Source organism: Myroides sp. LJL116 (genome assembly GCF_054871685.1).
Genome location: NZ_JBTXLR010000015.1, coordinates 36,929 through 61,069, shown reverse-complemented (window position 1 = coordinate 61,069; position 24,141 = coordinate 36,929). Strand labels below are relative to the sequence as shown.

17 protein-coding genes and 2 pseudogenes are annotated in these 24,141 nt (G+C 33.1%); 8 read left to right on the top strand and 11 right to left on the bottom strand.

All coding sequences use genetic code 11. From position 1 onward, the window contains the following. Nucleotides 1-2: 2 nt before the first annotated feature. Entirely contained in the window at nt 3-653 is a 651-nt protein-coding gene (hisIE, locus tag ACYSNM_RS11105; RefSeq protein ID WP_461756973.1) for a bifunctional phosphoribosyl-AMP cyclohydrolase/phosphoribosyl-ATP diphosphatase HisIE, read from the top strand. A 137-nt stretch (nt 654-790) separates the two neighbouring features. Here the strand turns inward: hisIE and purL are convergent, their stop codons facing one another. Continuing rightward, entirely contained in the window at nt 791-4,462 is a 3,672-nt protein-coding gene (gene purL / locus ACYSNM_RS11100; RefSeq protein WP_461756972.1) for a phosphoribosylformylglycinamidine synthase, read from the bottom strand. 521 nt (nt 4,463-4,983) lie between these two features. Here purL and ACYSNM_RS11095 point away from each other — a divergent pair. Then, a complete protein-coding gene (locus ACYSNM_RS11095) occupies nt 4,984-7,905 on the top strand; it encodes a M16 family metallopeptidase (protein ID WP_461756971.1) in 2,922 nt (973 codons plus the stop codon). Between the two features lie 166 nt (nt 7,906-8,071). On the opposite strand, the gene ACYSNM_RS11090 is transcribed toward ACYSNM_RS11095, so the two are convergent. The 4 genes and pseudogenes from ACYSNM_RS11090 to ACYSNM_RS11075 all read right to left on the bottom strand — a co-directional run bounded on the left by ACYSNM_RS11090 (nt 8,072) and on the right by ACYSNM_RS11075 (nt 11,902). Then, entirely contained in the window at nt 8,072-8,887 is an 816-nt protein-coding gene (locus ACYSNM_RS11090) for a 2,3,4,5-tetrahydropyridine-2,6-dicarboxylate N-succinyltransferase (protein WP_461756970.1), read from the bottom strand. 18 nt (nt 8,888-8,905) lie between these two features. Continuing rightward, nucleotides 8,906-9,751, bottom strand: a pseudogene (locus ACYSNM_RS11085) (NAD(P)-dependent oxidoreductase); the annotation flags it as partial. Between the two features lie 793 nt (nt 9,752-10,544). Further along, the gene (locus tag ACYSNM_RS11080; protein ID WP_461756969.1) at nt 10,545-11,027 is read right to left on the bottom strand and encodes an Lrp/AsnC family transcriptional regulator; all 483 of its coding nucleotides are present in this window, start codon (nt 11,025-11,027) and stop codon (nt 10,545-10,547) included. Between the two features lie 239 nt (nt 11,028-11,266). Then, entirely contained in the window at nt 11,267-11,902 is a 636-nt protein-coding gene (locus ACYSNM_RS11075; RefSeq protein WP_461756968.1) for a hypothetical protein, read from the bottom strand. Nucleotides 11,903-12,272: 370 nt separating this feature from the next. Between ACYSNM_RS11075 and ACYSNM_RS11070 the strand changes: the two genes are divergently transcribed. Beyond that, nucleotides 12,273-12,476 (top strand): hypothetical protein, encoded by a 204-nt coding sequence (locus ACYSNM_RS11070; protein ID WP_461755015.1) that lies wholly within the window; start codon nt 12,273-12,275, stop codon nt 12,474-12,476. 614 nt (nt 12,477-13,090) lie between these two features. Beyond that, nucleotides 13,091-13,290 (top strand): annotated as a pseudogene (locus tag ACYSNM_RS11065) (helix-turn-helix domain-containing protein). Nucleotides 13,291-13,357: 67 nt separating this feature from the next. Here the strand turns inward: ACYSNM_RS11065 and ACYSNM_RS11060 are convergent. The 6 genes from ACYSNM_RS11060 to ACYSNM_RS11035 form a co-directional block, all read right to left on the bottom strand. Beyond that, nucleotides 13,358-13,588: a hypothetical protein gene (locus tag ACYSNM_RS11060; RefSeq protein ID WP_461756967.1), complete on the bottom strand. Its 231-nt coding sequence runs from the start codon at nt 13,586-13,588 to the stop codon at nt 13,358-13,360. Between the two features lie 30 nt (nt 13,589-13,618). Next, entirely contained in the window at nt 13,619-14,002 is a 384-nt protein-coding gene (locus ACYSNM_RS11055) for a nucleotidyl transferase AbiEii/AbiGii toxin family protein (RefSeq protein WP_461756966.1), read from the bottom strand. A 17-nt stretch (nt 14,003-14,019) separates the two neighbouring features. Further along, nucleotides 14,020-14,193: a nucleotidyl transferase AbiEii/AbiGii toxin family protein gene (locus ACYSNM_RS11050; protein WP_461756980.1), complete on the bottom strand. Its 174-nt coding sequence runs from the start codon at nt 14,191-14,193 to the stop codon at nt 14,020-14,022. 139 nt (nt 14,194-14,332) lie between these two features. Next, nucleotides 14,333-14,950 carry a DUF6088 family protein gene (locus ACYSNM_RS11045; protein ID WP_461756965.1) on the bottom strand — a complete coding sequence of 206 codons (618 nt, stop codon included), beginning with the start codon at nt 14,948-14,950 and terminating at the stop codon, nt 14,333-14,335. 930 nt (nt 14,951-15,880) lie between these two features. Beyond that, entirely contained in the window at nt 15,881-18,313 is a 2,433-nt protein-coding gene (locus ACYSNM_RS11040; RefSeq protein ID WP_461756964.1) for a TonB-dependent siderophore receptor, read from the bottom strand. 44 nt (nt 18,314-18,357) lie between these two features. Continuing rightward, complete coding sequence (locus ACYSNM_RS11035) at nt 18,358-19,377, bottom strand: ABC transporter substrate-binding protein (RefSeq protein ID WP_461756963.1); 1,020 nt, start codon at nt 19,375-19,377, stop codon at nt 18,358-18,360. A gap of 895 nt (nt 19,378-20,272) precedes the next feature. Here ACYSNM_RS11035 and ACYSNM_RS11030 point away from each other — a divergent pair. The 4 genes from ACYSNM_RS11030 (at nt 20,273) to ACYSNM_RS11015 (ending at nt 24,125) form a co-directional block, all read left to right on the top strand. Next, on the top strand, nt 20,273-20,968 hold the full coding sequence (locus tag ACYSNM_RS11030; protein WP_461756962.1) for an SMI1/KNR4 family protein: 696 nt from the start codon (nt 20,273-20,275) through the stop codon (nt 20,966-20,968). Between the two features lie 246 nt (nt 20,969-21,214). Further along, complete coding sequence (locus ACYSNM_RS11025; protein ID WP_461756961.1) at nt 21,215-21,850, top strand: hypothetical protein; 636 nt, start codon at nt 21,215-21,217, stop codon at nt 21,848-21,850. 10 nt (nt 21,851-21,860) lie between these two features. Then, nucleotides 21,861-22,403, top strand: coding sequence for a TlpA family protein disulfide reductase (locus ACYSNM_RS11020; protein ID WP_461756960.1), 543 nt, complete (start codon nt 21,861-21,863; stop codon nt 22,401-22,403). A 378-nt stretch (nt 22,404-22,781) separates the two neighbouring features. Beyond that, entirely contained in the window at nt 22,782-24,125 is a 1,344-nt protein-coding gene (locus tag ACYSNM_RS11015; protein ID WP_461756959.1) for a DUF5690 family protein, read from the top strand. Nucleotides 24,126-24,141 lie beyond the last annotated feature (16 nt).

Sequence of the window (24,141 nt, the reverse complement as noted above, 5' to 3'; positions counted from 1 at the left end):
AAATGCAAGAATATATCGATTTTAATAAAGGAGATGGCTTAGTGCCTGCTATTATACAGTGTAGTACTACTAAAGAGGTGCTAATGCTTGGTTATATGAATAAGGAAGCTTACAACCAAAGTATACAGCAAAATAGGGTTAGTTTTTACAGTAGAAGTAAAAAGCGTTTATGGACAAAAGGGGAGACTTCTGGAAATTACTTATCTATTGTTCAAATTACTTTAGATTGTGATAAAGATGCCTTACTTATTCAGGTACAGCCACAAGGCCCAGTATGCCATACAGGTAATAGATCGTGTTTTGATCTAGTTTCAGAGCAAAGAGAAGATAGTAAAGAAGATTCTGCACAGGCACTGCAAAGACAAAGCTTTGTTTTAAAGCTAGAGAAAATCCTCCTAGATAAGCTTCAGGAAAATCAGGCTGATTCCTATACAGCTACTTTAGCTTCTAGAGGAATAAATAAGGTAGCTCAAAAAGTAGGTGAGGAAGCAGTAGAGCTTGTTATAGAGGCAATGAGGGATGAAAAAGAACTTTTTTTAAACGAGGCTGCTGATTTATTATACCACTACTTATTGCTTTTAAGAGTGAAGGGATATAGCCTTTTAGAAGTAGAACAAATTCTGCAGCAAAGGCACTTAGACAAGACAAAGTAACTTTATAATGAAGTATATAGTGTGTAATAAGATAAATACAAAAGAAGCTCATCAAAGAGCTAAGTTTTACAGAATATATAAATAAGAAAAGGCTGCCTTAAAAAAGACAGCCTTTTGCTATTTATAAACTTTGCTTATTATTTTGCATTGTTTTCTTCGATCCAGTTTTTCGCATTTACGAAAGCTTGCATCCAAGGAGAAACTTGGTCGTTTCTTCCCTCTGGGTAGTTAGCCCAATGCCATTGGAATAAAGAACGCTCAATGTGTGGCATCATCACTAAGTGACGACCTGTTGAATCACACATCATAGCGGTGTTATAATCTGAACCGTTAGGGTTTGCAGGATATTCTTGGTAAGCATATTTAGCTACAATATCATAAGCAGATTCTTCTTGTGGTAGGTTAAATTTACCTTCTCCATGAGAAATCCAAACTCCTAAAGTACTTCCAGCTAAAGAAGATAACATTACAGAGTTATTTGGCTGTACAGTTACTGATGTAAAGTTACTCTCGTGTTTTGCAGAGTTGTTATGTAACATTTTTCCGTGCTCTGGGTGTTCTGGGTTAATTAACTCCAATTCCATGAACAATTGACATCCGTTACAAATACCAACAGATAAAGTATCTTTTCTTGCAAAGAAGTTCTTTAATGCTGTGTTAGCTTTTTCGTTGTATAAAAATGCTCCAGCCCATCCTTTAGCAGAACCAAGTACATCCGAGTTAGAGAATCCTCCAACAGCTCCAATGAATTGGATATCTTCTAAAGTTTCACGACCACTGATTAAGTCTGTCATGTGAACGTCTTTTACATCAAATCCAGCTGCATACATTGCATTGGCAACTTCTCTCTCTGAGTTACTTCCTTTTTCACGGATAATAGCCGCTTTTGGACGTGGTTTACTCGGGTCAATTACAGGTAATTTACCATCGAAATCTGCTGGGAAATCAAAGTTTAATCTCTGATTTTTATAGTTGTTAAAACGCTCAGTAGCTGTATTGTTTTTACTTTGTTTTTGATCTAATAAATAAGATGTCTTATACCAAGTATCTCTTGTTGCAGGTACATCGAAAGAGAAAGTATCTTCGAAGTTAGTGATATTCACTACTTCTTTATCCGTTACTTGTCCAATTTTCTCAATAGCAATATTATTTGCTTTAAGAACTTGTTCTAATTCTTGGTCATTTGTAGCCTGGATAACTAAAGCGATATTTTCGTTAAATAATGCCTTAACGCTATCTTTTTGGTTTAATACTGTTAGATCGTAGTTAGCTCCTAAATTAGTATCAGCGAAACTCATTTCTAATAAAGTAGTGATTAATCCTCCACTTCCAATATCGTGTCCTGCTGCAATTAATCCTTTTTGAACTAATTCTTGTACAGTATTAAATGCGTTTTTAAAGTAAGCTGCATCTTTAATAGTAGGTGCTTGGTTACCAATTTTGTTTAAAATTTGAGCAAAAGAAGAACCTCCTAATTGTAACTCATCTTGAGATAAGTTGATGTAGTAGATAGAACCTGCGCTTTTCTTTAAAACTGGCTCTACAATTTTAGTGATATCTGTAGTATTTGCTGCTGCAGATATAATAACTGTTCCTGGAGCAATAACATCCTGGTTTGGATATTTTTGCTTCATAGATAAAGAGTCTTTTCCAGTTGGAATATTAATTCCAAGATCGATAGCGAATTTAGAACAAGCCTCTACAGCATCGTATAAACGCGCATCTTCTCCTGGGTTATTACAAGCCCACATCCAGTTAGCAGAAAGAGAAACACTCTTTAAACCTTCTTTTAATGGAGCCCATACAATATTTGATAAAGCCTCTGCAATTGCATTTCTACTTCCTTTAGCAGGGTCAATTAAAGCAACAACTGGAGCATGTCCAATACTTGTAGCAACTCCTTCTTTTCCTTTAAAATCTAAAGCCATAGCTCCTAAGTTATTTAAAGGTAATTGAAGAGGTCCTGCACATTGTTGTTTAGCAACTCTACCACCAACACAACGGTCCACTTTGTTTGTTAACCAGTCTTTACAAGCTACTGCTTCTAATTGTAAAACTTGGTCTAAGTACATAGGGATGTCTTTGCTTTGGTATTCTAATTCTTCAAAAGTTTGCTCTTTTGTAGAATCTTCCATGATTGTTTTTGGAGAACTTCCAAACATATCACTTAGGGCAAAATCCATTGGTTTGTCCCCTTTTGTTTTAGATTCAATAGTAAAGCGATCATCATTAGTCACTTCTCCTACTGTATACATTGGCGCACGTTCTCTTTCAGCTACTCGCTCTAAGATCTCGATGTCTTTTTTACCAATAACAAGTCCCATTCTTTCTTGAGACTCATTTCCAATAGTTTCTTTTGCTGATAAAGTAGGGTCTCCAATAGGTAATTTGTCTAAATCAATATTACCACCTGTTTCTTCTACTAATTCAGACAAACAGTTTAAGTGTCCACCAGCTCCGTGATCGTGAATAGATACAATTGGATTGTGCTCTGATTCAACCATTCCACGAATTGCATTGGCAGCTCTTTTTTGCATCTCTGGGTTACTACGTTGGATAGCATTTAATTCAATTCCTGAACCAAAAGCTCCTGTGTTGGCAGAAGATACTGCTGCACCTCCCATACCGATACGGTAGTTTTCACCTCCTAAGATTACGATTTGATCTCCTTGTTCTGGAGTGTGTTTAATTGCTTGGTCTAATTTACCATAACCAATACCTCCAGCTTGCATAATAACTTTGTCGTATCCAAGAGTTTGATCTTGTTCTTGGTGTTCGAAAGTCAATACAGAACCAGTAATTAATGGCTGTCCAAATTTGTTTCCAAAATCAGAAGCACCATTAGAGGCTTTGATTAAAATATCGATAGGACTTTGGTATAACCATTGTCTTTCTTGTACTTTTTGTTCCCATGGACGGTCAGATAATAAACGAGAGTAAGCTGTCATGTAAACTGCTGTTCCCGCTAATGGTAATGAACCTTGTCCACCTGCTAAACGGTCACGAATCTCACCTCCTGAACCTGTTGCAGCTCCATTAAATGGCTCTACTGTAGTAGGGAAGTTATGTGTTTCTGCTTTTAAAGAAATTACAGAATCGAAATCTGTTTCTTGGTAAAAGTCAGGTTTATCTGCTGATTTTGGTGCGAATTGCGTTACTTTAGGTCCTTTGATAAAAGCAACGTTATCTTTATAAGCAGATACGATATCGTTAGGGTTTTGTTTTGAAGTTTCTTTAATTAAGTTAAATAAAGAACTTGGTTTTTCTTGTCCATCAATAATAAATGTTCCACCAAATATTTTGTGACGACAGTGCTCTGAGTTTACTTGTGAGAAACCGAATACTTCAGAGTCGGTTAATTTACGTTGTAATTTTTCAGATAAGTTATTTAGATATTCTACTTCCTCTTGGTTTAAAGCTAAACCTTCTTGTTGGTTGTACGCTTGAATATCATCAATATAGATGATTTTCTCTGGTGCAATATCTATGTGGAAGATATTTTGGTCTAAACCGGCAAATTTCTGAGATAACATTGGATCAAAGTCCTGTGTGTCTTCTTGAGTTTGAAATTCTTCAATACGTGTAATTCCTTGGATTGCCATGTTTTGAGTAATTTCCACCGCATTAGTACTCCATGGAGTTACCATAGTTGCGCGAGGTCCTACTAAAGCCTTGTCAAGACTGGTTTGGTTTAAGTATTGTGCATTACCAAATAACCAGTTTAACTTTTGGATATCTTCATTAGATAAATCGTTCTGAGCTTCAACAGCATAGAACTTTCTCGAAGGGTTTTCGAAGAAATGAATCATTATGTTATGAATATTAAGTTGTTGTTGTAAGGTGCAAAAGTAGCTAAAAAAAGTCAATAAAAAAACTATTCTTAAGGGTGTTAAACAATAGAGTTATAGTTTGATTTTAGCTTTGGTATATAGTTGGGGTTTGCCTTGTTAAAAGCAATTATATAAGTTTTAAAGACTCTGTATTTTTTTTATAATGCCTTTTAACTTGGGTTTTTTACGCCTTTTTTATCCTATTGTAAATTAGCTCTGTATAGAGAATTAAGTATGCTTGTGTTTCAATAATAGAGTTAATGCTGTTTTGTAGCCAAAAGGGAACAAAAATCTAAGAAAAATAAAACCAATAGGTATTCATTGTATTAGTTAATGCCTTGATTGCACGTGCTATAGGTTAAATAGTTTTTTTTTCTCTTAACTTACTGATAGTAAAATGGTAGAGGATAAAATGTTTTTTAAATTCGATTGGGTTTTATTTTAAAAGTAAGTCTTTTTTCACTTACTTTATCAGGATTAACAACCTTAACTTAATAATTATGATAAAGAAGTTTATACTCCTAGGGGCAGTATTTTTTCTCTCCTCCATACTACATGCCCAGTTTCGTACTGTAAAGCAAACGGATTCTAAAGGGTTTACCTATGAAATTGTAGAAAATGACCCTTCTAAAACTAGGGTTTATACCTTAAGTAATGGCCTTAAAGTATACTTAGCACAAATTAAAGATAAGCCTATTATACAAACTTATATTCCTGTAAGGGCTGGATCGAATAGCGATCCTAGTGACAATACTGGTTTAGCCCATTATTTAGAGCATATGTTATTTAAGGGAACTAGTAAATTAGGAACTAGCAATTGGGAAATTGAACAACAGTATCTACAGCAAATTGAAGATTTATATGAAAAGCACAAGGCGGAGAATAACCCTGAAGTGAAAAAATCTTTGTACCAGCAAATAGACTCTATATCCAAAATAGCCTCTTCCTTTGCAATAGCTAATGAGTATGATAAGTCTGTGGCTACTTTAGGAGCTGTAGGAACAAATGCTCATACTTGGTTTGAAGAAACCGTATATCAAAATACCATACCATCTAATGAATTAGATAAATTCCTATTTATAGAGTCCGAGCGATTTTCAGAACTTGTTTTGCGTTTGTTTCATACCGAATTAGAAGCGGTTTATGAGGAGTTTAATCGTGGACAGGACAATGATGGAAGAGCTGTTTTTGAGGCTATCTTTCAAATGTTATTTCCCGAATCTAATTACGGGCAACAAACTACTATCGGTACTTCGGAACACCTTAAAAACCCTTCTATGATAGCTATTAAAGATTACTTTAATAAATATTATGTTGCCAATAATATGGCTATTGTATTGGTAGGAGATTTAGAGTTTGAGCCTACTATAGAAATGGTCAATAATTATTTTGGAGATTTTAAGTCCTCTAAAGATATTGTGGAGTATGTAGCCCTTGAGAAGCCTCTTACTAAAATTCAAAGTCGTGAAATATTTTCTCCCGAGGCCGAGAATGTCCAATTTGCCTTTCGTTTTGATGGAGTAAAAAGCCAGGATCCTCTATATGTAAAGATGATTGACTTACTTCTTACCAACGGTACAGCTGGATTAATAGACTTAAATATTAATCAAAAGCAAGCTGCATTACAAGCAGGAAGTATGTCTTTGGTTTTGAAAGATTACTCTGTGAGTTATTTTTCAGGTTACCCAAATCAAGGACAAACTTTAGAAGAGGTACAGCAATTGATCTTGGATCAAATTCAAAAAGTAAAAGATGGGGATTTCCCACAGTGGCTATTAGAGGCTGTTATTAACGAAGCAAGAGTAGATGCTATGAAAAACCTTGAAAGTTACCAAGGTATGGGCTCGGAGATGTATACAGCTTTTGTTCAAGGTAGATCTTGGCAAGAGGTAGTTTCAGAAATTGATCAAATGGCTAAAATCACCAAAGCGGACATTGTTAAGTTTGCCAAAGAGAATTACAAGGATAATTATGCAATTGTTTACAAAAGAAAAGGCGATAAACGCAATTTGGTTTATGTAGAGAATCCAGGTATTACTCCAATTGATCTTAATAGAGAGAGCGAGAGTGTGTTTTATAAGGAATTAAATGAAATTAAAGTAAAGCCAATTGAGCCTGTTTTTATTGATTTTAAAAAGGCGATTGCTCAAAGTAAACTAAGTCCAACTTCTACTTTATACCATATTGAGAATACAACCAATGATCTAGGTACGGTTACTTATATCTTTGATATGGGAGCTGATAATAGTAAGAAATTACTTCCTGCTTTGAATTATTTGGATTTGTTGGGAACCGATAAATATTCGGCAGCTCAAATAAGAGAAGAGTTTTATAAATTGGGAATAAGTTTTAGTTATTCCGTAAGTAGTGACCAGAGTTTTATTAGCCTATCTGGGCTAAATGCATCAATGGACAAAGGTATTGCTTTAGTTGAGCATTTATTTAAAAATGCAAAAGTAGATCAAACGGCTTTGGATAACTTAATAGATCAATACTTTAAGAGTAGAGAGGATCAAAAGACAAATAAAAATAGCATTAAAGCTGCTTTGAATGCATATACTGCAAGTCAAGGAGAGCTGAGTAGATTTACAAATGTGCTTTCTAAAGAAGCCTTACAAGGGCTTAAAGCAGACGAGTTAGTAGGTATTATACATGGACTTTTTAACTATAATCACGATGTTTTCTATTATGGAAACCAAGTCAAACAGGTGGAAGAATCGATAAAATCTGTCCATAATTTAGGTAAGGGTCAAAAGGTGCCAACAGCAGTAGTTTTTGCGGAGCCAGAAACGGCCAGAAATGTATATTTTGCTCCTTATGAAATGGTTCAAGCTGAAATTAGTTTCCGCTCAAGAGAGTCTTTATTTGACAAAGATTTACTTGCATACTCTAGTGTTTTTAATGATTATTTCGGAGGTGGAATGGCATCTGTGGTTTTTCAAGAGATACGTGAAAGCAAAAGTTTAGCTTATTCGGCTTATGCTTCTTATGCTAACGCAAGTAAACTTGGAAATCATAACTATGTGATTGCTTATGTAGGAACCCAAGCAAATAAATTACCTCAGGCAGTGGATGCTATGATGGAACTTATGAATAATATGCCTGCAGCTCAAAATCAATTTGACAATGCTAAGAACTCGAGTTTGAAAAATATTGCAACCCTTCGTTACACTAAGGCGCAAATTTTTTACTATTGGCTAAGTCTTAAAAAGCGAGGTATAGATTATGATATTAATAAAGATATCTACACGCAAACCAAAGATATGCAATTGCAAGATTTAGTGAATTTCTTCGACAACCACGTTAAAGCAAAGACCTATAACGTAGGTTTAATGGGCAAGAAAGAGGAATTAGACTGGCAGAGTGTTCAGAAGCTTGGAAAGGTAATTGAAGTAAGCTTAGAAGAGCTATTTGGGTATTAATAACCAAAAGAGAACTGAATAGATTACAAGGTAGGGTAAAAGAAGATTTTATCCTGCCTTTTTTTATCTTTAAGTATTTGTTGTGTAGGTGGTTGGTAGTGTTTTAAGTAAAAAACAAAGGAGCTATTTTATATAAAACAGCTCCTTTATTAGGTTTTATTGGTTATTAAACCGCAATATCAAAATCTCTTAATGTTTGGTTTAAAGAAGTCTTTAAATCAGTAGACTCTTTTCTTTTTCCAATAATTAAAGCGCAAGGTACTTGGTATTGTCCTGCAGGAAATTCTTTGGTATAAGCTCCTGGAATAACTACAGAATTCGCAGGTATATGTCCATTGTAATAGATGGGTTTGTCTTGGGAAACATCGATTATTTTGGTCGATTTAGTAATAACTACATTTGCCCCTAAAACGGCTCTCTCTCCTACAATTACACCTTCTACTAAAATACATCTAGATCCTATAAAGGCACCATCTTCAATAATTACTGGTCCGTTTTGTAAAGGTTCTAAAACTCCACCAATTCCAACTCCACCGGATAAATGTACATCCTTTCCAATTTGGGCGCATGAGCCTACTGTTGCCCATGTATCTACCATCGTACCTGAATCAATATAAGCTCCTATATTTACGTAACTAGGCATAAGTACAACTCCTGGAGCAATATAAGAACCATATCTAGCTACTGCATTAGGTACTACTCTAATTTGTTTTTGTGCAAAATCTTTCTTCAAAGGCATTTTGTCATGGTACTCAAATGGCCCCATTTCTATGGTTTGCATCTTTTGGATACTAAAATAAAGAAGTACTGCTTTTTTTATCCATTGGTTCACTACCCAGTTGTTATCTTGCTTTTGGGCTATGCGTAACTCCCCTTGATCTAAAAGGGCAATTACTTTGGATATAGCTTGTTGGACAGTGTCTTGTTTTAGCAAGTCTTTATCTAGCCAAGCTTGCTGAATTATTTGCTGAAGATGCTGCATATATTGGCTTTTTTTAGGTTATTTTATTGCTCTAATGACCGCCATTAAGTCCAGGTCACCTAAACCTAAATCAGCGGCTTTTTGGTAATCACCACTTACTGCTTGTGACAAAGGAGTATCTAAGCCTTGGTCTTGAGCCAAAAGAATGTCTTTAAGCATGAATTTTAAAGGGAAAGCTACTGGGTAATGATCCTTTAAAACACCTGGTGTTTTAATTTGTGTCATAGCCGATCCACATGCGCTATCGTTCACAATTTGAGTCATCATTGCTTTGCTAATACCCTGTTGATTTGCAAAATTGACTGTTTGAGCAAATCCATCTACTACAACAGACATATAGTAATTAATAGCTAGTTTAGCTTTACTTCCCATCCCAACTGCTCCAAGGTAATAATGTTTGCTTCCAAGAATTTCAAAAAACTCGATACCATCTTGGTAGATTTGAGCATTATCCGCTCCAATTAAATACAGTAAAGTACCATCTTGGGCTGGTTTTACACTTCCTGATACAGGGGCATCTATGTAAATGGCTTCAAAGCTTTTCAATAGAGTATTGAATTCAACTGCAGCCTGTGGTGAAATGGTACTAGAGTTTATAAAGGTTTTTCCTTTAATAGGGTAAGTAATGATTTGTTGAAAAACTTCTCTACAAACTGCATCGTTTGGTAAGGTTAAAAAAATCACTTCTCCATTTTGGATAACTTCTTTTAAGTCTTGGCTTGGCTTAGCCCCAAATTGCTCAGTAGTGGAAACATCTTTAGAGTTTCTTTGAAGATAGGTTATTGAATAATTCTTTTTCAATAAATTAATAGCCATTGGTGTGCCCATATTGCCTAGACCAATCCATCCAAGTGTTTTCATACTATAGTTTTTTAGGTGATTATTTTTTTACAAGAATGCCTTGCCTAACAAATATAACTAAAAATATAGGCCTTTTAGCTACTGTTTTAGCTTTTTTTATGGTGCTTTTGTAATTTACTAAGTGGAAAAAAACATTAAAACTGCATAATTTGGAATTTTAGTAAAAAAAATATTCAACAAGAGAAATTTTGTAGTGAAGAGGGGTTTTTATTGGCAGTGGTGACACTAAAAATTGATTTATAATAGTTTAAAAAATCAATTGATAGGTTGGTTAAGGATTTTTGAAGGGGGTGTTGATACGTTTTAGTGTTGTTTTTGATATGCTTCACTAAAGAAAATAGGGGGTTGAGCTAAAAAAAGTATTTTTTTTAAAAAACTGTTATTATATTTGCGCTATAGAAAACAAGTAATAGACGAATTTGTGTTTACCGCTTTTCATTAAGCAAGTTGATTGAATTTCTTAATCGCACTATGTTTATAGTTTTTAAAAAGTATTTTAATAAATTATAAGCAAAAAGAAAGATTAATATAACAAACCATTAGTAGTCTTTATCGAATATGCTTTGTAATTTTCCAAAGCATAAAAGGAGTGGTCTTCCTTTGTTTAAAAAAGACTATTATTATTTTTATTTTTTTTTAGAAAAGCACAAAATAAATGTATGGGTTAGTTTGTCATCCATTTGTGCTAATCTTAAGTTATTACACAGCTAGACTTTAAACTTTGGATAAAGAGTACCTTGTAAGTGGTGATTTTTTTCACTTTTTATTCATTGTTTAAGCTAGTGTAAAGCCACCTCTACCCATTGCTTTGCACTAATCCAACTGCTATATTATGTTGGTTTTTAATCTCTCTCATTACAAAAGAACTATGCGTACTTCCAATGCTGTCTAAAACAGAGAGTTTGTTGAAGACAAAATCTTGGTAATGTTTCATATCATTGGCATAGACTTTTAATAAGAAATCAAATTCTCCAGACACGTTATAGCATTCTACTACTTCATCAATTAAATCGATGTCTTGTATGAATTTATTGTGTAATAATCTACGGTGTTGTTTTAACTTGACGTGACAAAATACAATAAAGCCTCTATTTAATTTTTCAGGGTCAATTAAGGCGATGTACTTCTTTATGTATCCTTCTTTTTTTAAGCGTTTAACTCTTTCAAAAACAGGGGTAGGGGATAAATTTACCATTTGGGCTAATTCCTTAGTGGTTAAATCTGAATTATTCCCCAGGATTTCTAAGAGCTTTAAATCCGTGTTGTCTAAATTGTGCATGTTCAGGTTTTAATTTTGGTTATAGGTAAATAGTCTTTGTAAAAAGATCTTTGCCTTTTAAAGGGCAGAGGCAATGTTTTTTTAGCAAAGAAGGTTATTGGTAGTGTACACGATAATTGGTTACAAGGATAGAGAATAACTATGTATAAAGCGCCTGCTTTACATAGGGGGAGGATTCTTTTCTTTTAGAACGCTGCGTTGTACTTTTTAATTTTTAAGGGTTAGCTAGGGTATTGCAACTAGCATTTCTCTTGATCTCTTACATAGAAGGATAGATTGATAATGCGGTTTAATTTCTCTTTATCAATAGTAGTAGGTGCTTGAGAATATAGTTCACTCTTTAATAAAGAAACAATTTGGAAAAAATCCTCACTTATATTATCATAGTATAACTCTAGGTCTTTTTCATTGCGGTGAGTAAGACACTTTAAGTTTTTACTATGCTCTAAAAGGTTACCTACATAATCCAGGATTTGATCATAGGTTTCATAGGAAGTATGCATTTGTAGATAACCAAATTCAAATAAGAGGTCTTGTAGGTTCACTACTTCTCTTTCTATGGATTTATTATGACTTAAGCCAACTTGTAAGTTTTCTTTTTGTAGTATTATATTTAACTGGGTTAAGAATTGAAAGAACACTTTTTGTTTTTTTATAAATACCCTTAAGTTTCTTTCTCTAAATAGTTCACTTTTGGTTTGCCCTTGTAAGAGTAATACAGTAATAATAGCTGTGATTACTACTCCAAGTAAAGTCCCAAAGAATTGAGCAGGTAAACTTCCTAATTCAAATATTTCAAAAGTCACTGCAGTTATTAAAAAGATAATAGTACAAATTACTATTCCTACTCTTGCCCAGTTGATGTTTTTTAGCATTGTGAACTATGGTATTATAATTTTAGTGTATATAGTTGGTGGTTTTGTGTAGCCTATAAAGGCCAAGACAAAATACAACTTATTTTGATGTATTGGTAGGTTTTAGTGCTTTGTTTTTATTGTTTTTATTTCAAGTAGTTTTGGATACTACAAAGGTGTACGAGACCTTTTTAAAAAATGCAACCCCCTTAGCTGGACTAATAACAAACAATGGGTAAAATCACCCTAATGTTTACCCAATGTTAGGTCTGTGTTAGAAAAGGGAGGATATAGAAATTAATTCTTAATAAAGTATTAAAAATATATTTTTATGTGGGATTGTGTTTTTTATTGCTTATGTTTACTACAGTAAAATATTAAAAACACAGCTATGAGAACACGTTTTATGTTTGATTTTGCAAAGACAGTTTTAGTGAATGTTAGCTTTGATCCAACCTTATTCTACAAAGAATTAGACAAAGCTTTAAAGAATTTATTACCTTATGATGTAGAACAATTAGGACGCTGGGTTAGCTCCTATGTAAAAGGAAAACCAGAGTTACATGAATCTTTGGATTTATTAGAAGCCTATTAATGGAATTTTTAAAGGTAATTGGATAACAATTTTATTGTTTTAAATTATCTTATAATATAAAAAGGAGTTTAGTTTTTTAGCTAGAATCTTTTACTTTTCTTGAATACATGACAGTCTTTTTTAGCTTAAAAGCTAAAGATAAGGAGCTGTTTTTATAAGAATGTAAGACTAAAATATTGGCATTATTGTGCCTTACTGTATAAAATAATCAAAAAAAAGCACTCCATTTAGAGTGCTTTTTTTTGATTAAATCAATTCACCTTCTACAAAGACTGTTGCTGCAACCATCACACTAAATAATGGTGTCTCAATTGAGTCAGTGAGTAAGATGCTTGGGCATGCATCTATTAAAACATAAACTGGGCGAAGATATGGGAACCTAAGAGAAAGAAGTCTTATTCAGGAAAATCACAAGTACAACTTTGAAGAGTCAGATTAAACTTCCCATTGACAACAGAGCTAAACTAGCGCAAACAAATTGTTATTTAGGGTTACAACTAAGCTTGTAGTAACTTACAACAAATTAAAACTAACTCTAAATACTATTTATTATGCAAGTAGAACTTATTACTAAAGAAGTTTTTGAGATTTTTAAACAAGAGATTACTACCTAGATTAGAAGGTAAAGTCCTTCTAATAGAAAGATCAAGAAACAAAATAATGGATCAAAAGTTATGAGGTAAGAAAGCTTCTTGGTATTTCTCCTGATACTTTGCAAAATATGAGAATAAATGGTACCATGCCTTTTAAGAAGATTGGTGAATGGATGTTTTATAGAAACGGGGATATTTTAAAGATGATAGAGAGTGAATGAGATGCCCTCTTCTATTAGATAAATAGCGACTTTTAGGCTTTTGTGACAACATAAAATAGCCGCCCTTTTAAATCTTATTAAATTTATTTTCGATCTCCTTTAAACGATTAAGTAAATCAGTCCAATTTAAGCTATCACCAATAATCATGTGCTCTTGCATCGTTTTATAGTCTTCTTCCCATTTACCAGATACTTCCTCTGGAGGTAAAATACTCAATTTACCTTTTTTATGATTCGAATAATCTATCCCTCTTAAAGGCGTTACTTTTTGTCGATGATCAACAATACTAATAAACAAATCATCATCAACTACTGCTTGTTCACCGAATTATGAAGCCATAATTTTGTCTAAATCGTAAAAATGTCTAGTTAGTCGATCAGTCCTAATATTTTCAATTGCCTTTGAGAATTCTTCGTGCAATAACAATACTTTCTCAATTAAAGTACGAGTAGGAACAACTACTTCTACATTAAATGCTGGTAAAGCAAAAGGCGATTTTGAAAATCCCGAATCAATATATGAAATAATAGGTTTTGACTCAGATGGTTCAGTTAGCGATCTAGCCCCCATTTCAAGTAAAACACGCTGCTCAATATATGCATTAGTAGCAGGGACACTTGATTGATAATAAACCTCTAGAGTATTAGGATCACTTGTATCGTCAACATGGTCGTTATACTTAATTTCATATAAACTCGGATCTACTCCCAACTTTGTTAATTGATGTATTAACTCTTCTCTAAATTCATTAATAATAAATCCTCCAGAAGCCTTTCTAAGTTTTTTAATTTGTGTTTTAGAATCAAGCTCACCAAATGTCTGTCAACAATCAAATCAATATCTTCTGAAAAACGTTGTATTAAACTATAAGCTTTACTCAGGGAGGTTCCTCCTTTAAATATAATAAAACCTGCATATTTAGATTGAAATATTGCCTTTAAAAGAATACAAACCCACCAATCTTTCTCTATTACAAAAGCTGGTAATCCATAAACAGCTTCAGCTTGTTTTAGTACAGCAACTCTTTGTTGTTCTGATAAATTAATCCATATACTCCTGTTTATAATAAAGTTTTTTTATTTCATTTTGAATCCAAACCGAAGCAAATTTTAATTGAGATTCTATCACCTGCTGATCTATTTTATCAATAGCTAATTTGATAGTATTTAAAAAAGAATCTGTAATTTCTTTTTGCCCTTTTTCTTTAAAAGCCTGCACTACTAAATGTAATAGATTATCTTTTATCATAAGATTTTTAGGGACAGTCCTTTTAAAATTAATCTTCCTATTTCCAACCTTAATTTCTCTTTGAGACCCGTCAGTCAAATAAACAGTTTTTAATGGTATTTGAGTTGTTAGTCCCAATAGGTACAATGCTAATACTCCAGTTGGTGCTATACGCACCTTATCTCTTTTTGCAATCTCATTTGCAATTTCCTCTATAGCTGGATAAATTGTTCCTAATAAAGAATCTTGCTTAGGTTTTATATAAATACCTTGAGCTATCCGTTCAATAAGTTTTTCTTTTTCTAAACGCGAAAGTATTTGGCGAATATTTTCAGATGTGCCATATTTAACAAAATCATTAGCGAAAAAAATTTTACCACGCTTAGATTTAGAAATCTTCCCTATTATTTGATTACTAATAGATTCACTCATGAAAAAACATATATATATGTCACAAATTTAATGAATATTTGTGACAAAAATCATCTTCAGTTAATTAAATATTTTGCTTATTGAGTAGTAATACCTTATTTCAAACAAAAACATCTCAAACAATAACTTATTTAGATAGATAATATCAAAGCTTCAAGTAAACATGTACTTATAAAAACTGAATTATTTATTGATACATGTCTACTATTGTTCATTATAAGTAGTAAAACGTATTCATTAGCAGATAAAGCCTGTATACTACAAAGGGTTTCTTTGAGTACTTTTAAATCAAAATATACAGGATAGTATTTAAAAACTAAGAGATTTCATCTATGGATAGCTTTGAGGTTAATTTTTTATGGAAAATAAGCTGTTCTTTGGCGTGAGAGCTCTGATCCCAGTCTTTAAAGTCACTAGTTTTGTTTTGGTGTTAAAATTTCCTTCCATCTACACCAAGTAACTCACCAATAGCCTTATGGCTTAGTAGTTTAGTATCGGCTAATTTTTTAAAGATCTACGAAAACTCTTGAGTCATTCGTGTTTCTTGTGTAATTATATTTCAATAGTGTGAGATAATTTCTTCTGTATTTTTATTTATCTAACGACTATGTTGTACATGTAGCTTTACTGATTTACTTCTTAAAGCAAAATCTTCGATGACAGCCATAGGGTAGGAGCCCTTAAGTATCAATTGTCGATCGGCAAGTTGATTTCCATAATCGTTCCCCTATTCAAAGTAAATATCTAAACGACTATTAAACTCTTCTACTTTAGTTTTATTGAAATGCTATACCAAGTACTCTGGTAGGATTAGTTTTAGTAATTTTTTGCTGTCTATCATAACACAAAGGTATTTATAGTTCCCTTTTGCTCCCCAAGTTTTGTGTTTGGACCAAAGAATTGGTCATGCTTACTTTTTTCAAGGTTGTTTTAGAAAGTAAAGCTAATACTTCCCATAATGTTTCTAGGTGCTCCTGCAAATACTCTTGTGTAGTCAAAACCTCCTAAGAAGTAATATTTATCAAAGATGTTGTTTACATTCACGGCTACTTTTACCTTGTCTATATGATAATAAACTGCTGCATTAGCTGTGGTGTAACTTGGTAAATATCCCCAAACAGTTTGTCCTTGGGCATCTTTTTCAAAACTGTCATTTAACCTTCTTTTGTCTACATAATAAACTCCTGCACCAACACCTAGTCCTTTTAAGGCAGAATGGGATAAAACGTATTTTACCCACAAACTAGCAGAGTTTTTAGGTGCTCCAGCTAGTAACTGGCTGTCCTCTGAAGGGTCGGAAGAGTTTTTTATTTTCGTTTTGTTATAAGTGTAATTAGCCATGATTTGCAATTCTTTTGTGAATTGTCCTCTAATGTCTACCTCTACTCCTTGAGAGCTGACCTTACCAGCTTGTCGGTAATAAGGTAGTCCTTCAGGGCCTACAATACCAGTTTGCATAAGCATTTGATCTCTTTCTATATGGAATAAAGATAAATCCACTTGTAATTGGTCTTTTAAAAAGGCCGCTTTTACTCCGGTTTCGATTTGGTAGCTGCTTTCTGATTTAAATGGTTTATCCGAACCATATGCTTTGTGGTTTACAATGAAATCCGCCGAAACAGGTACATATCCTTGAGAATAACTAGCAAAATAATTAATCGATGGACTAATTACGTAGGTTAATCCTACACGAGGTAAAAGTACATTTTGAGTAGCAGTATAATCCTTGGTGATATCGGTGCTTTTGGATCTGTGATTTTCATAGCGTAAACCAACTACCATTTTAAAGCGCTCAAAAAGGTTTAATTGGTCTTGAAAATATACCCCTGTTGTATGGTAAGGGCTCATAAAAGGGTACTGTGTATTTGGGCGCCAGATATAGTCATTTAAGTTAACAGCTCCGTAGGAAGGCTTGTTTAGATCATAGGTTAATGGAACTATTTTTCCATCTACCATTTTACTTCTTGCTTCTCTTTGGTAACTGTTTTTATCTACGTTGTACTGAGCGTAGTCTACTCCAACAACTAAATGGTTTTGAATATTGTCCTCATAGATATCCCATTTTACATAAGACACTACATTGGAGGTGTACTCTTTTCCATGACGGTCAAAAAAGCGCAAATTCACTATAGTGTTCTCCGGTGGGTTTGCAAAGCTATTTAAGGTACGGTGTTCGTTTAAATCCTCTTTATAACTACTTTGGGTATAGTTGGTATTCCATACCAAATTAGGAGTTATCTTTTGCTTTAAACCAATACTAGCTGTAATGGTAGTAGTGTTGAAAAAATCAGATGGTTGGCTTAAAGAGAACGATCTAGGTAATGCATATAAATCTCCACCTAAAATACTCATTCCCCTGTCTAAATACCCTTTGAAATTATCAAATACTAAGTCAATAGAAATATCTGTTCCTTCTACTGGTTTAAGTAAGAACGATGGAGCAAATAAGAAATTGGTTCTATTGTTTATATCTCTGAAAGTTTGAGAAGTTTCATATCCAGTGTTTAACCTATAAAGCATTTTTTTATTTTTCTCTAAAGGTCCACCTAAATCTAAGGTAGTTCTAAGGGTTTGAAAACTTCCAGCTGCAAGTTGTATGTTTCCTTTGAACTCGTCTAAAGGTTTTTTAGTAATCATATTAATAGTTCCACCTGGGGCAATATCCCCAAATAAAGAGGCAGTTGGTCCTTTTAATACTTCAATACTCTCTAGGTTTAAAATCATAGGAGAACGGTAGTAGCTTTCTCCAAAGCCATAAGCTGAGCGCATACCATTAATTAGACGGTATCCAGTGTCATAACCACTTTTGAACCCCCTAATTACAAACTCATCATAAGAAGAAGCTTGGGTAACTCCAGCTAAATCTGAAATAACATCGGTTAATTGAAAGGCTTGTTTATCTTCCATTAACTCGGCCGATACTAAAGAAATACTCTGAGGAATATCTTTAATGGTACCACTAAATTTACCGCCTAAAACCGCCGAGTTAGTAAGGTAGGAATTATCTCTTCGGATAGTAACTAATACTTCCTCTAACTGGGTTTGGTCTTGCTCTAGTGTGATGCGTAAGTTATCCAGTTTGCTTATATCTTTTTGGTCTAGTACGACATATTTGGTTTTGTATCCCATAGCCGTTATTTGTACGGAAATAGGTAAGGCAAAACTTTGTGAAGATTTGAACTCTCCTTTATTATCGGTAGTTAGGATTTGGCTATTTTGTACAATAACATCACAATAGGCCACTCCTTGACCTTGTTGGTCTAAAATACTTCCTTTGATTTGGTAAGTAGCTTGAGAGAACCCTGTTAGGGTGCACAATAAAAGTGCTAAAACACTAAGGGTTTGAAAAATAGATGTTCTCATCTTTTATAAGTTATTAAATATAGGTGATACGCTACGAGCTATGTTTATTTGGAAAGACCGTAGAAAAAATCTAAGTCTTGTTTTAATTCTTTTTCAAATTCTTCTGGGCTATAGATTTGAGGGTACGCCCAAGATTGTAGTTGTTTGGAGAATAGTAAAATCTTTAAAGTATGTGGGTTGAAGTTAAAAGTAGGAGTTAACTCATAAACTTGTTTGTTCACCACAGCAGGTAATGCTGCCAATTCTTTTAGATCATATACATCTTTTTGGGGCGTATTCCACAATACCATTAAGTCAGGATTCCATAAGTAAAGTGTTTCTGGGCTTAGGTTTGGCGCATCAATATCTAAAGGACAAGCATTAAGGGCTCCAGAGCTGGTAATTACAAAGTCCATTAAAGATCCTTTTCCCGAAGTGGATAGAATTCTTCCTTTACTCCAAGAGTAGTAAATGGATTTCTTTTCTTGTACACTTTCTGCACGCTGTTTTAATTTATTAGATTCCGCAGTATAGTAGTCAATAAGTTCTTTAGCTCTTTTGTCTTTCCCCATTAAAGTAGCAATACCTAAAAACTCTTCCACAATACCTAATGGTTGGCTACCATCTACTGTGAAAACCTTATATCCTAGTGATTCTAACTGTTCACTTGTGTCGTTTTCTTGCTCTAAAAGAATAACTAAATCTGGTTCTAAAGCAATTATATTCTCCATTGAAATAGCTCTACCATTAAAAGTAGGTGCGCTAATTTGTTTGTTTTTAATACGAGGGTCTAAAGTAGATAAGAAATCATAGGTGTCTTGTTGTAAATAAACCTCTTGCGTAATGGCAATTAATTGGTCTTGGGCACCAAGCATATATATTTCCTCTACAATTGGAGTGAAAAGAACAGCTACTTTGGTGGCGATAGTATCTAAGGTTACTTGTTTACCTCTACTATCTGTTGCTACTACACTATAGGTAGAGCTCTTCGAATGCTGAGCAGAGTCCTTAACTTTTGTACAAGATTGTAAAAATAAAAGTCCTATAATGAAAAGGACGCTAAAAAGTAATTGTTTCTTTTGCATATAAACAATGGTTATAAATGTTTTGTTGAAGGTAGGAAAAGTGTCTAAAAAAAGGGTATGTTTATAATGTCACTTTTCGCTACAAATATACACTAATCTTTGTTTGTAATTATATAGGTGTGAAAAAAAATAAAAATAAATACAAACCATTGGTTTTGTTAGTGTTGTTAGTGTTTTGTAGGGGTAAATGTATGTTTTAAGGAGGTTTTTAAGTAGTACAAAACTTGAATAATATAGTATATTTAGGTATTTGATGTATTAGTACTTATTATGTATTAAGAATGTATTATGTGTATTATTGTTAATAATGTTGTGTGTTTTGTGTTGATAATATTGTTTTTTATTAGGTATTGTCTTTTGTTAGGCTAATTTGTATGGTGTCTGTTTTAGACATTTTGCTATTGAAAAGGCTTAAAATTAGAGGCTATTGGTTATTTTGAGGGTTTATTGCAGCACAATATTGGGCAGGGAAGTACTTTTAAAGTTACTTATTCTAAGTGAATTCCTCCATACTCTTGTAGTATAGTGGAAAAAAAGACTGCTTTAATCTCCCAAAGGAGATAAAGCAGTCTAATACGAAGACGAAAAATAAAATAAATTTAAAATGAAATGTATGTTGTTTTGTTGTTTTATATATTACAATTTAGTAAAAATTATACTTTTTAATATGGTGGTTTTTAGTTTAATTAAAAAAAATATAATAAAATAACATAGGTAATTTGTACCCCATAGGCAAGTGGAGGTCTGTTTTTAGTCTAGTAAGTAGATTTATAGAGACTTACCAAGGATTCTAGAGTAGGGTATTTATTGGTAAATGTTATATTTAGTGGTGTTTTTGTTAGAAATACGTGGTAAAAAAAGTGTACCTTGTAGAATATAATACAATTTGATACACATGAAACTAATTTATTCTTTTCCAAATTTGACTCAGGATCTACTGGATGAGCAAATGAGTATTTTAAAGCAAATGTTTGGATTTAATGAACTGCCTAAGGATTACCAAGAGTTCCTTTTGAAAAACAATGGAGGTTTTGTATCTCCAGGAATTATCGATTGTGGAGATAGTTTACAAAATTTTAAGCAAATTCGATTTGACTCTACTCTTTTAAAGCAAGAAGGTAGCTCAGAAACCGTTTGTCCAGTTTTATATAGTTTTAGCGCAGTTTGGTTAAACGATAAAATGGATCAAAGTAAAGTGGAACAATGGGATTTATTTGAGTTAATGGCAAGCAATAGATATTTAAGATCATACTTTGATGTGATGCCAGATCAAATGATTTCTATTGCTAATTGCAATGGAAGGAATACCTTAGATATGGTTTGTATTTCTTTAGATAAGCAAGATTATGGTTGTGTTTACTACTATTTCAATCATGTTAATGGACCTAGTGATTTCCCAGGATCTGTGAAACAAAAACAGTTAGCTGAGGTATACAAACAATACCATATAGATCAAAATAGTTTTATTAGTAGTTCAACCCCAGAAGGAAAGCAAGTGCACAATGCTATTTTAAAAACTAACTTTGTTAAGGTAGCAGATAACTTCAATGACTTCTTAGAGAAATGTTACTCCTGCGTAGGTAGTTTATAGCAAAGTATATAGCCGTATTCATATATGTTTAGGGATACCTTTAAAGAGAGAAGAGAACTTTTTATATAGGGTATTCTTTTGAGTATTTTGTTTTTTATTAGTGAACTTAAACATTGGTTTTTTGCCTTTATTTAATAGGAACTCATAGTTGTTTAAACCCTTTTAGCAGTAAGTTGGAAACTAGCGTTAAGCTTTTCAAGATAGGTAGTAGAACTATTTGAGTAGCTCAAGTATATATTGTTATTTATGAAGTATGTTTTTTTGTTATTGTTTTTTAGTTTGAACCTTTTAGGAGCAAGCGCGATGTCTTTTAAAATTAAAGGGCAAATCCAAGGTTTAACCCCTGGAGATACACTTTACTTTGAGAAGGTTACTCAACCTGGTTATCAAACCTCTTTTGCCTTTGAGGTGATAGTTGAAAAGCCCAATGAGTTTTATTATGAAGGCGAGCATGCAAATGAAAGCCTTTACTTAATGAGTTATAAACCTGTTTCAGGGCAGGAAGTGGAGTTAGACCGTATAGGCGCTGAATTTTTAATTAAAGATCAAGAAGTCCTACTAACTGGTAATACCCAGCAGATCTATTACCCAAAGATTGAAGGAGGGGTATATGACAATGAATTATTACAAGAGGCGTTAAATTTGGATAATTCCCTGTCTTCTAAAATAGGAGAGCTCTATAGGTTGCGTTCACTAGCTGATAATGGTAATGACACAAAAGCCAGCAAAGAGTATTCATTAGAAATAGAGTCTTTTTATACAGTTAATGAAAAGGCCTATGAGCAATTAGATTCTTTATACCAGAATTTTTATAATTCCTTCCCTTCTTCAGATATTACTATAGTAGAAACTTTAGCAGGTGTACGCTTTAAGCCTTGCTAGATACCAAAAAATGGACGATAAGGCTAGAGAAAGTCACTTTGGAAAGGCTTTGAAAAAGGAATTAGATATACTAGGTAGATTACAGCCTGGAGCAGATGCTCCCGATTTTGAGTTAACTGCTTTAGATGGTAGTAAGGTGAGCTTAAAGGATTTTAAAGGAACTTATGTTTTGCTTTATCATTGGGGAGTTTGTCCAGGGTCTTTTCAAAGGGAAAATGATATTGTACAGTTTCAAAATCAATATAAGGATAAAGTAAGTGTTATTGGAATTACAGATAATATCTTGGAGATAGAACAGTTATATGATCAAACTAATGAGAATGCTAAAAGCTATGGTATGAGCGTAAAGCCTATTTTAAAAAGTATGCTTGCCCACCCTTGGTTAGAAGTGGAAAAGGTAGAGGCGAATAAACAAATGTTAGAGGATTATCCCTTTGCAAGTCTTCCTTATTTTGTTTTTATTTCTCCACAAGGAAAAATAATATCAAGGGGATCTCATAAAACTTTTTTTAAAGCAAAAGAAATGCTAGAATTAGATTCCAATTCAATATAAGCTATCAGATAAATAAGGGAATAAAGCATGGCTTATAATATACTTTTCTATAAAAGTATATTTTGATAGCTAGTACGCTTTACTTAAAAGCACATCGGAAGAAAACTTAAAAGAAATTTGAGGATTATACATTATATATCATTAATGTATAATCCTTTTTTTATCCTTTATAATGCAATAAATACCCTTGTAGTATTAGGTTTTTGCTTCTCAGTAGTTTAAGGTATAATTGCTAAAATCTCTATTTCTTATTGTTTTTACATTTAAGCAACATTAACTTAACTTATTAAAAATGTAAAGTGTTGGTTTGCAACTATTAATAGTATTTTAATTTTATAATTATTTTAACATCGTTAACCTATCGTTAACAGTAAGGTAATGCCTTTACTACCTTACAAGGCTATGTTTGCTAGAACAAAATTCAACCAAATGGAAGCTGTATCTAAAAAACATTCCTCAAGTGGGAAATTAAATACCTTTATAATTGTTATCTCTGTTTTTCTATGTTATACAGGAATGTACGCTATTAGAAAATCTTTTTTAGCAGGGCAGTACTTAGGAGAAGGTCTGCAATTTGGGTTAGAACAGAAAACTGTTTTTGTGATAAGTCAAGTATTAGGTTATATGGTCTCTAAGTTTATAGGTATTAAGGTAATTTCAGAAATGCCTAAATCTAAAAGAGCTTTATGGCTTATTGGCTGTACTACTTTTGGACTACTTATGCTTGGGCTTTTTGCTATTGTGCCACAAGAGTATAAAGTAATAGCTCTTTTCTTTAATGGATTACCTTTAGGAATGATCTTTGGAATTGTCTTCTCTTATATTGAAGGCAGAAGAAATACCGAATTATTAGCAGCAGCTTTAAGTGCAACTTTTATCTTCTCTACAGGCTTAGTAAAGACCGTAGGACTTATTTTAATGCAAGATTACGGCATTACCCAATACAATATGCCTTTTGCTACAGCTTTGTTATTTTTCCCTTTGTTTATGCTCTCCGTAGCTTTATTAAATAAAAGTAAAGGACCTAGTAAGAGTGATATTGAGGCAAGAAGTGAGCGCTTACCTATGTTTAAAGAGCAAAGAAGAGCATTTTTAAAAGCCAATGGACTAGGATATTTAGGCCTTGTAATTATCTATATGTTACTTACCATAGTTAGGGACTTTAGAGATAATTTTGTGGTAGAGTTTTGGGCAGAATTGGGCTACTCTGGTACCCCAAGTTTGATTACTCTAACGGAGATACCTGTGGCGGTTACCGTTCTTGTAATTGCAGCAATGTGTGTGTTGATTAAGAAAAATAAAAAGGCCTTTAACTTTGGTATGACTCTAACTGTTATAAGCGCACTTGTAATGATTGGTTCTACGATTTTATTTCAAAATAAGTTGATGTCTCCAATAGTTTGGATGGTAGTAAGTGGTATAGGAGTGTACTTACCTTACATACTATTTCACTGTCTTGTATTTGAGCGCTTAGTAGCACTTTTACACTTTAAAGGAAATGTAGGATTTTTATTCTACTTAGCCGATTCCATTGGGTATTTAGGAAGCGTGATGGTTTTACTTTTAAAAGAAATAACAGATTTCTCTACAAGTTGGAAGCATTTCTTTATTATCTTAAACCTTCAATCTGCTGTTATTATTATTAGTAGTGCCATTATGGTAGTATGGTATTTTAGCAAACAAATACAAAGAAAAACCGTATTGATTAATCAAGCGGCCTAGAAAAAGAAAAGAAAAT

What these genes read in the sequence shown, in the direction of transcription:
- hisIE (WP_461756973.1), top strand. Translation starts at nt 3, where the DNA reads ATGCAAGAATATATCGATTTTAATAAAGGAGATGGCTTAGTGCCTGCT.
- purL (WP_461756972.1), bottom strand. Translation starts at nt 4,462, where the DNA reads ATGATTCATTTCTTCGAAAACCCTTCGAGAAAGTTCTATGCTGTTGAA.
- ACYSNM_RS11095 (WP_461756971.1), top strand. Translation starts at nt 4,984, where the DNA reads ATGATAAAGAAGTTTATACTCCTAGGGGCAGTATTTTTTCTCTCCTCC.
- ACYSNM_RS11090 (WP_461756970.1), bottom strand. Translation starts at nt 8,887, where the DNA reads ATGCAGCATCTTCAGCAAATAATTCAGCAAGCTTGGCTAGATAAAGAC.
- ACYSNM_RS11080 (WP_461756969.1), bottom strand. Translation starts at nt 11,027, where the DNA reads ATGCACAATTTAGACAACACGGATTTAAAGCTCTTAGAAATCCTGGGG.
- ACYSNM_RS11075 (WP_461756968.1), bottom strand. Translation starts at nt 11,902, where the DNA reads ATGCTAAAAAACATCAACTGGGCAAGAGTAGGAATAGTAATTTGTACT.
- ACYSNM_RS11070 (WP_461755015.1), top strand. Translation starts at nt 12,273, where the DNA reads ATGAGAACACGTTTTATGTTTGATTTTGCAAAGACAGTTTTAGTGAAT.
- ACYSNM_RS11045 (WP_461756965.1), bottom strand. Translation starts at nt 14,950, where the DNA reads ATGAGTGAATCTATTAGTAATCAAATAATAGGGAAGATTTCTAAATCT.
- ACYSNM_RS11040 (WP_461756964.1), bottom strand. Translation starts at nt 18,313, where the DNA reads ATGAGAACATCTATTTTTCAAACCCTTAGTGTTTTAGCACTTTTATTG.
- ACYSNM_RS11035 (WP_461756963.1), bottom strand. Translation starts at nt 19,377, where the DNA reads ATGCAAAAGAAACAATTACTTTTTAGCGTCCTTTTCATTATAGGACTT.
- ACYSNM_RS11030 (WP_461756962.1), top strand. Translation starts at nt 20,273, where the DNA reads ATGAAACTAATTTATTCTTTTCCAAATTTGACTCAGGATCTACTGGAT.
- ACYSNM_RS11025 (WP_461756961.1), top strand. Translation starts at nt 21,215, where the DNA reads ATGAAGTATGTTTTTTTGTTATTGTTTTTTAGTTTGAACCTTTTAGGA.
- ACYSNM_RS11020 (WP_461756960.1), top strand. Translation starts at nt 21,861, where the DNA reads ATGGACGATAAGGCTAGAGAAAGTCACTTTGGAAAGGCTTTGAAAAAG.
- ACYSNM_RS11015 (WP_461756959.1), top strand. Translation starts at nt 22,782, where the DNA reads ATGCCTTTACTACCTTACAAGGCTATGTTTGCTAGAACAAAATTCAAC.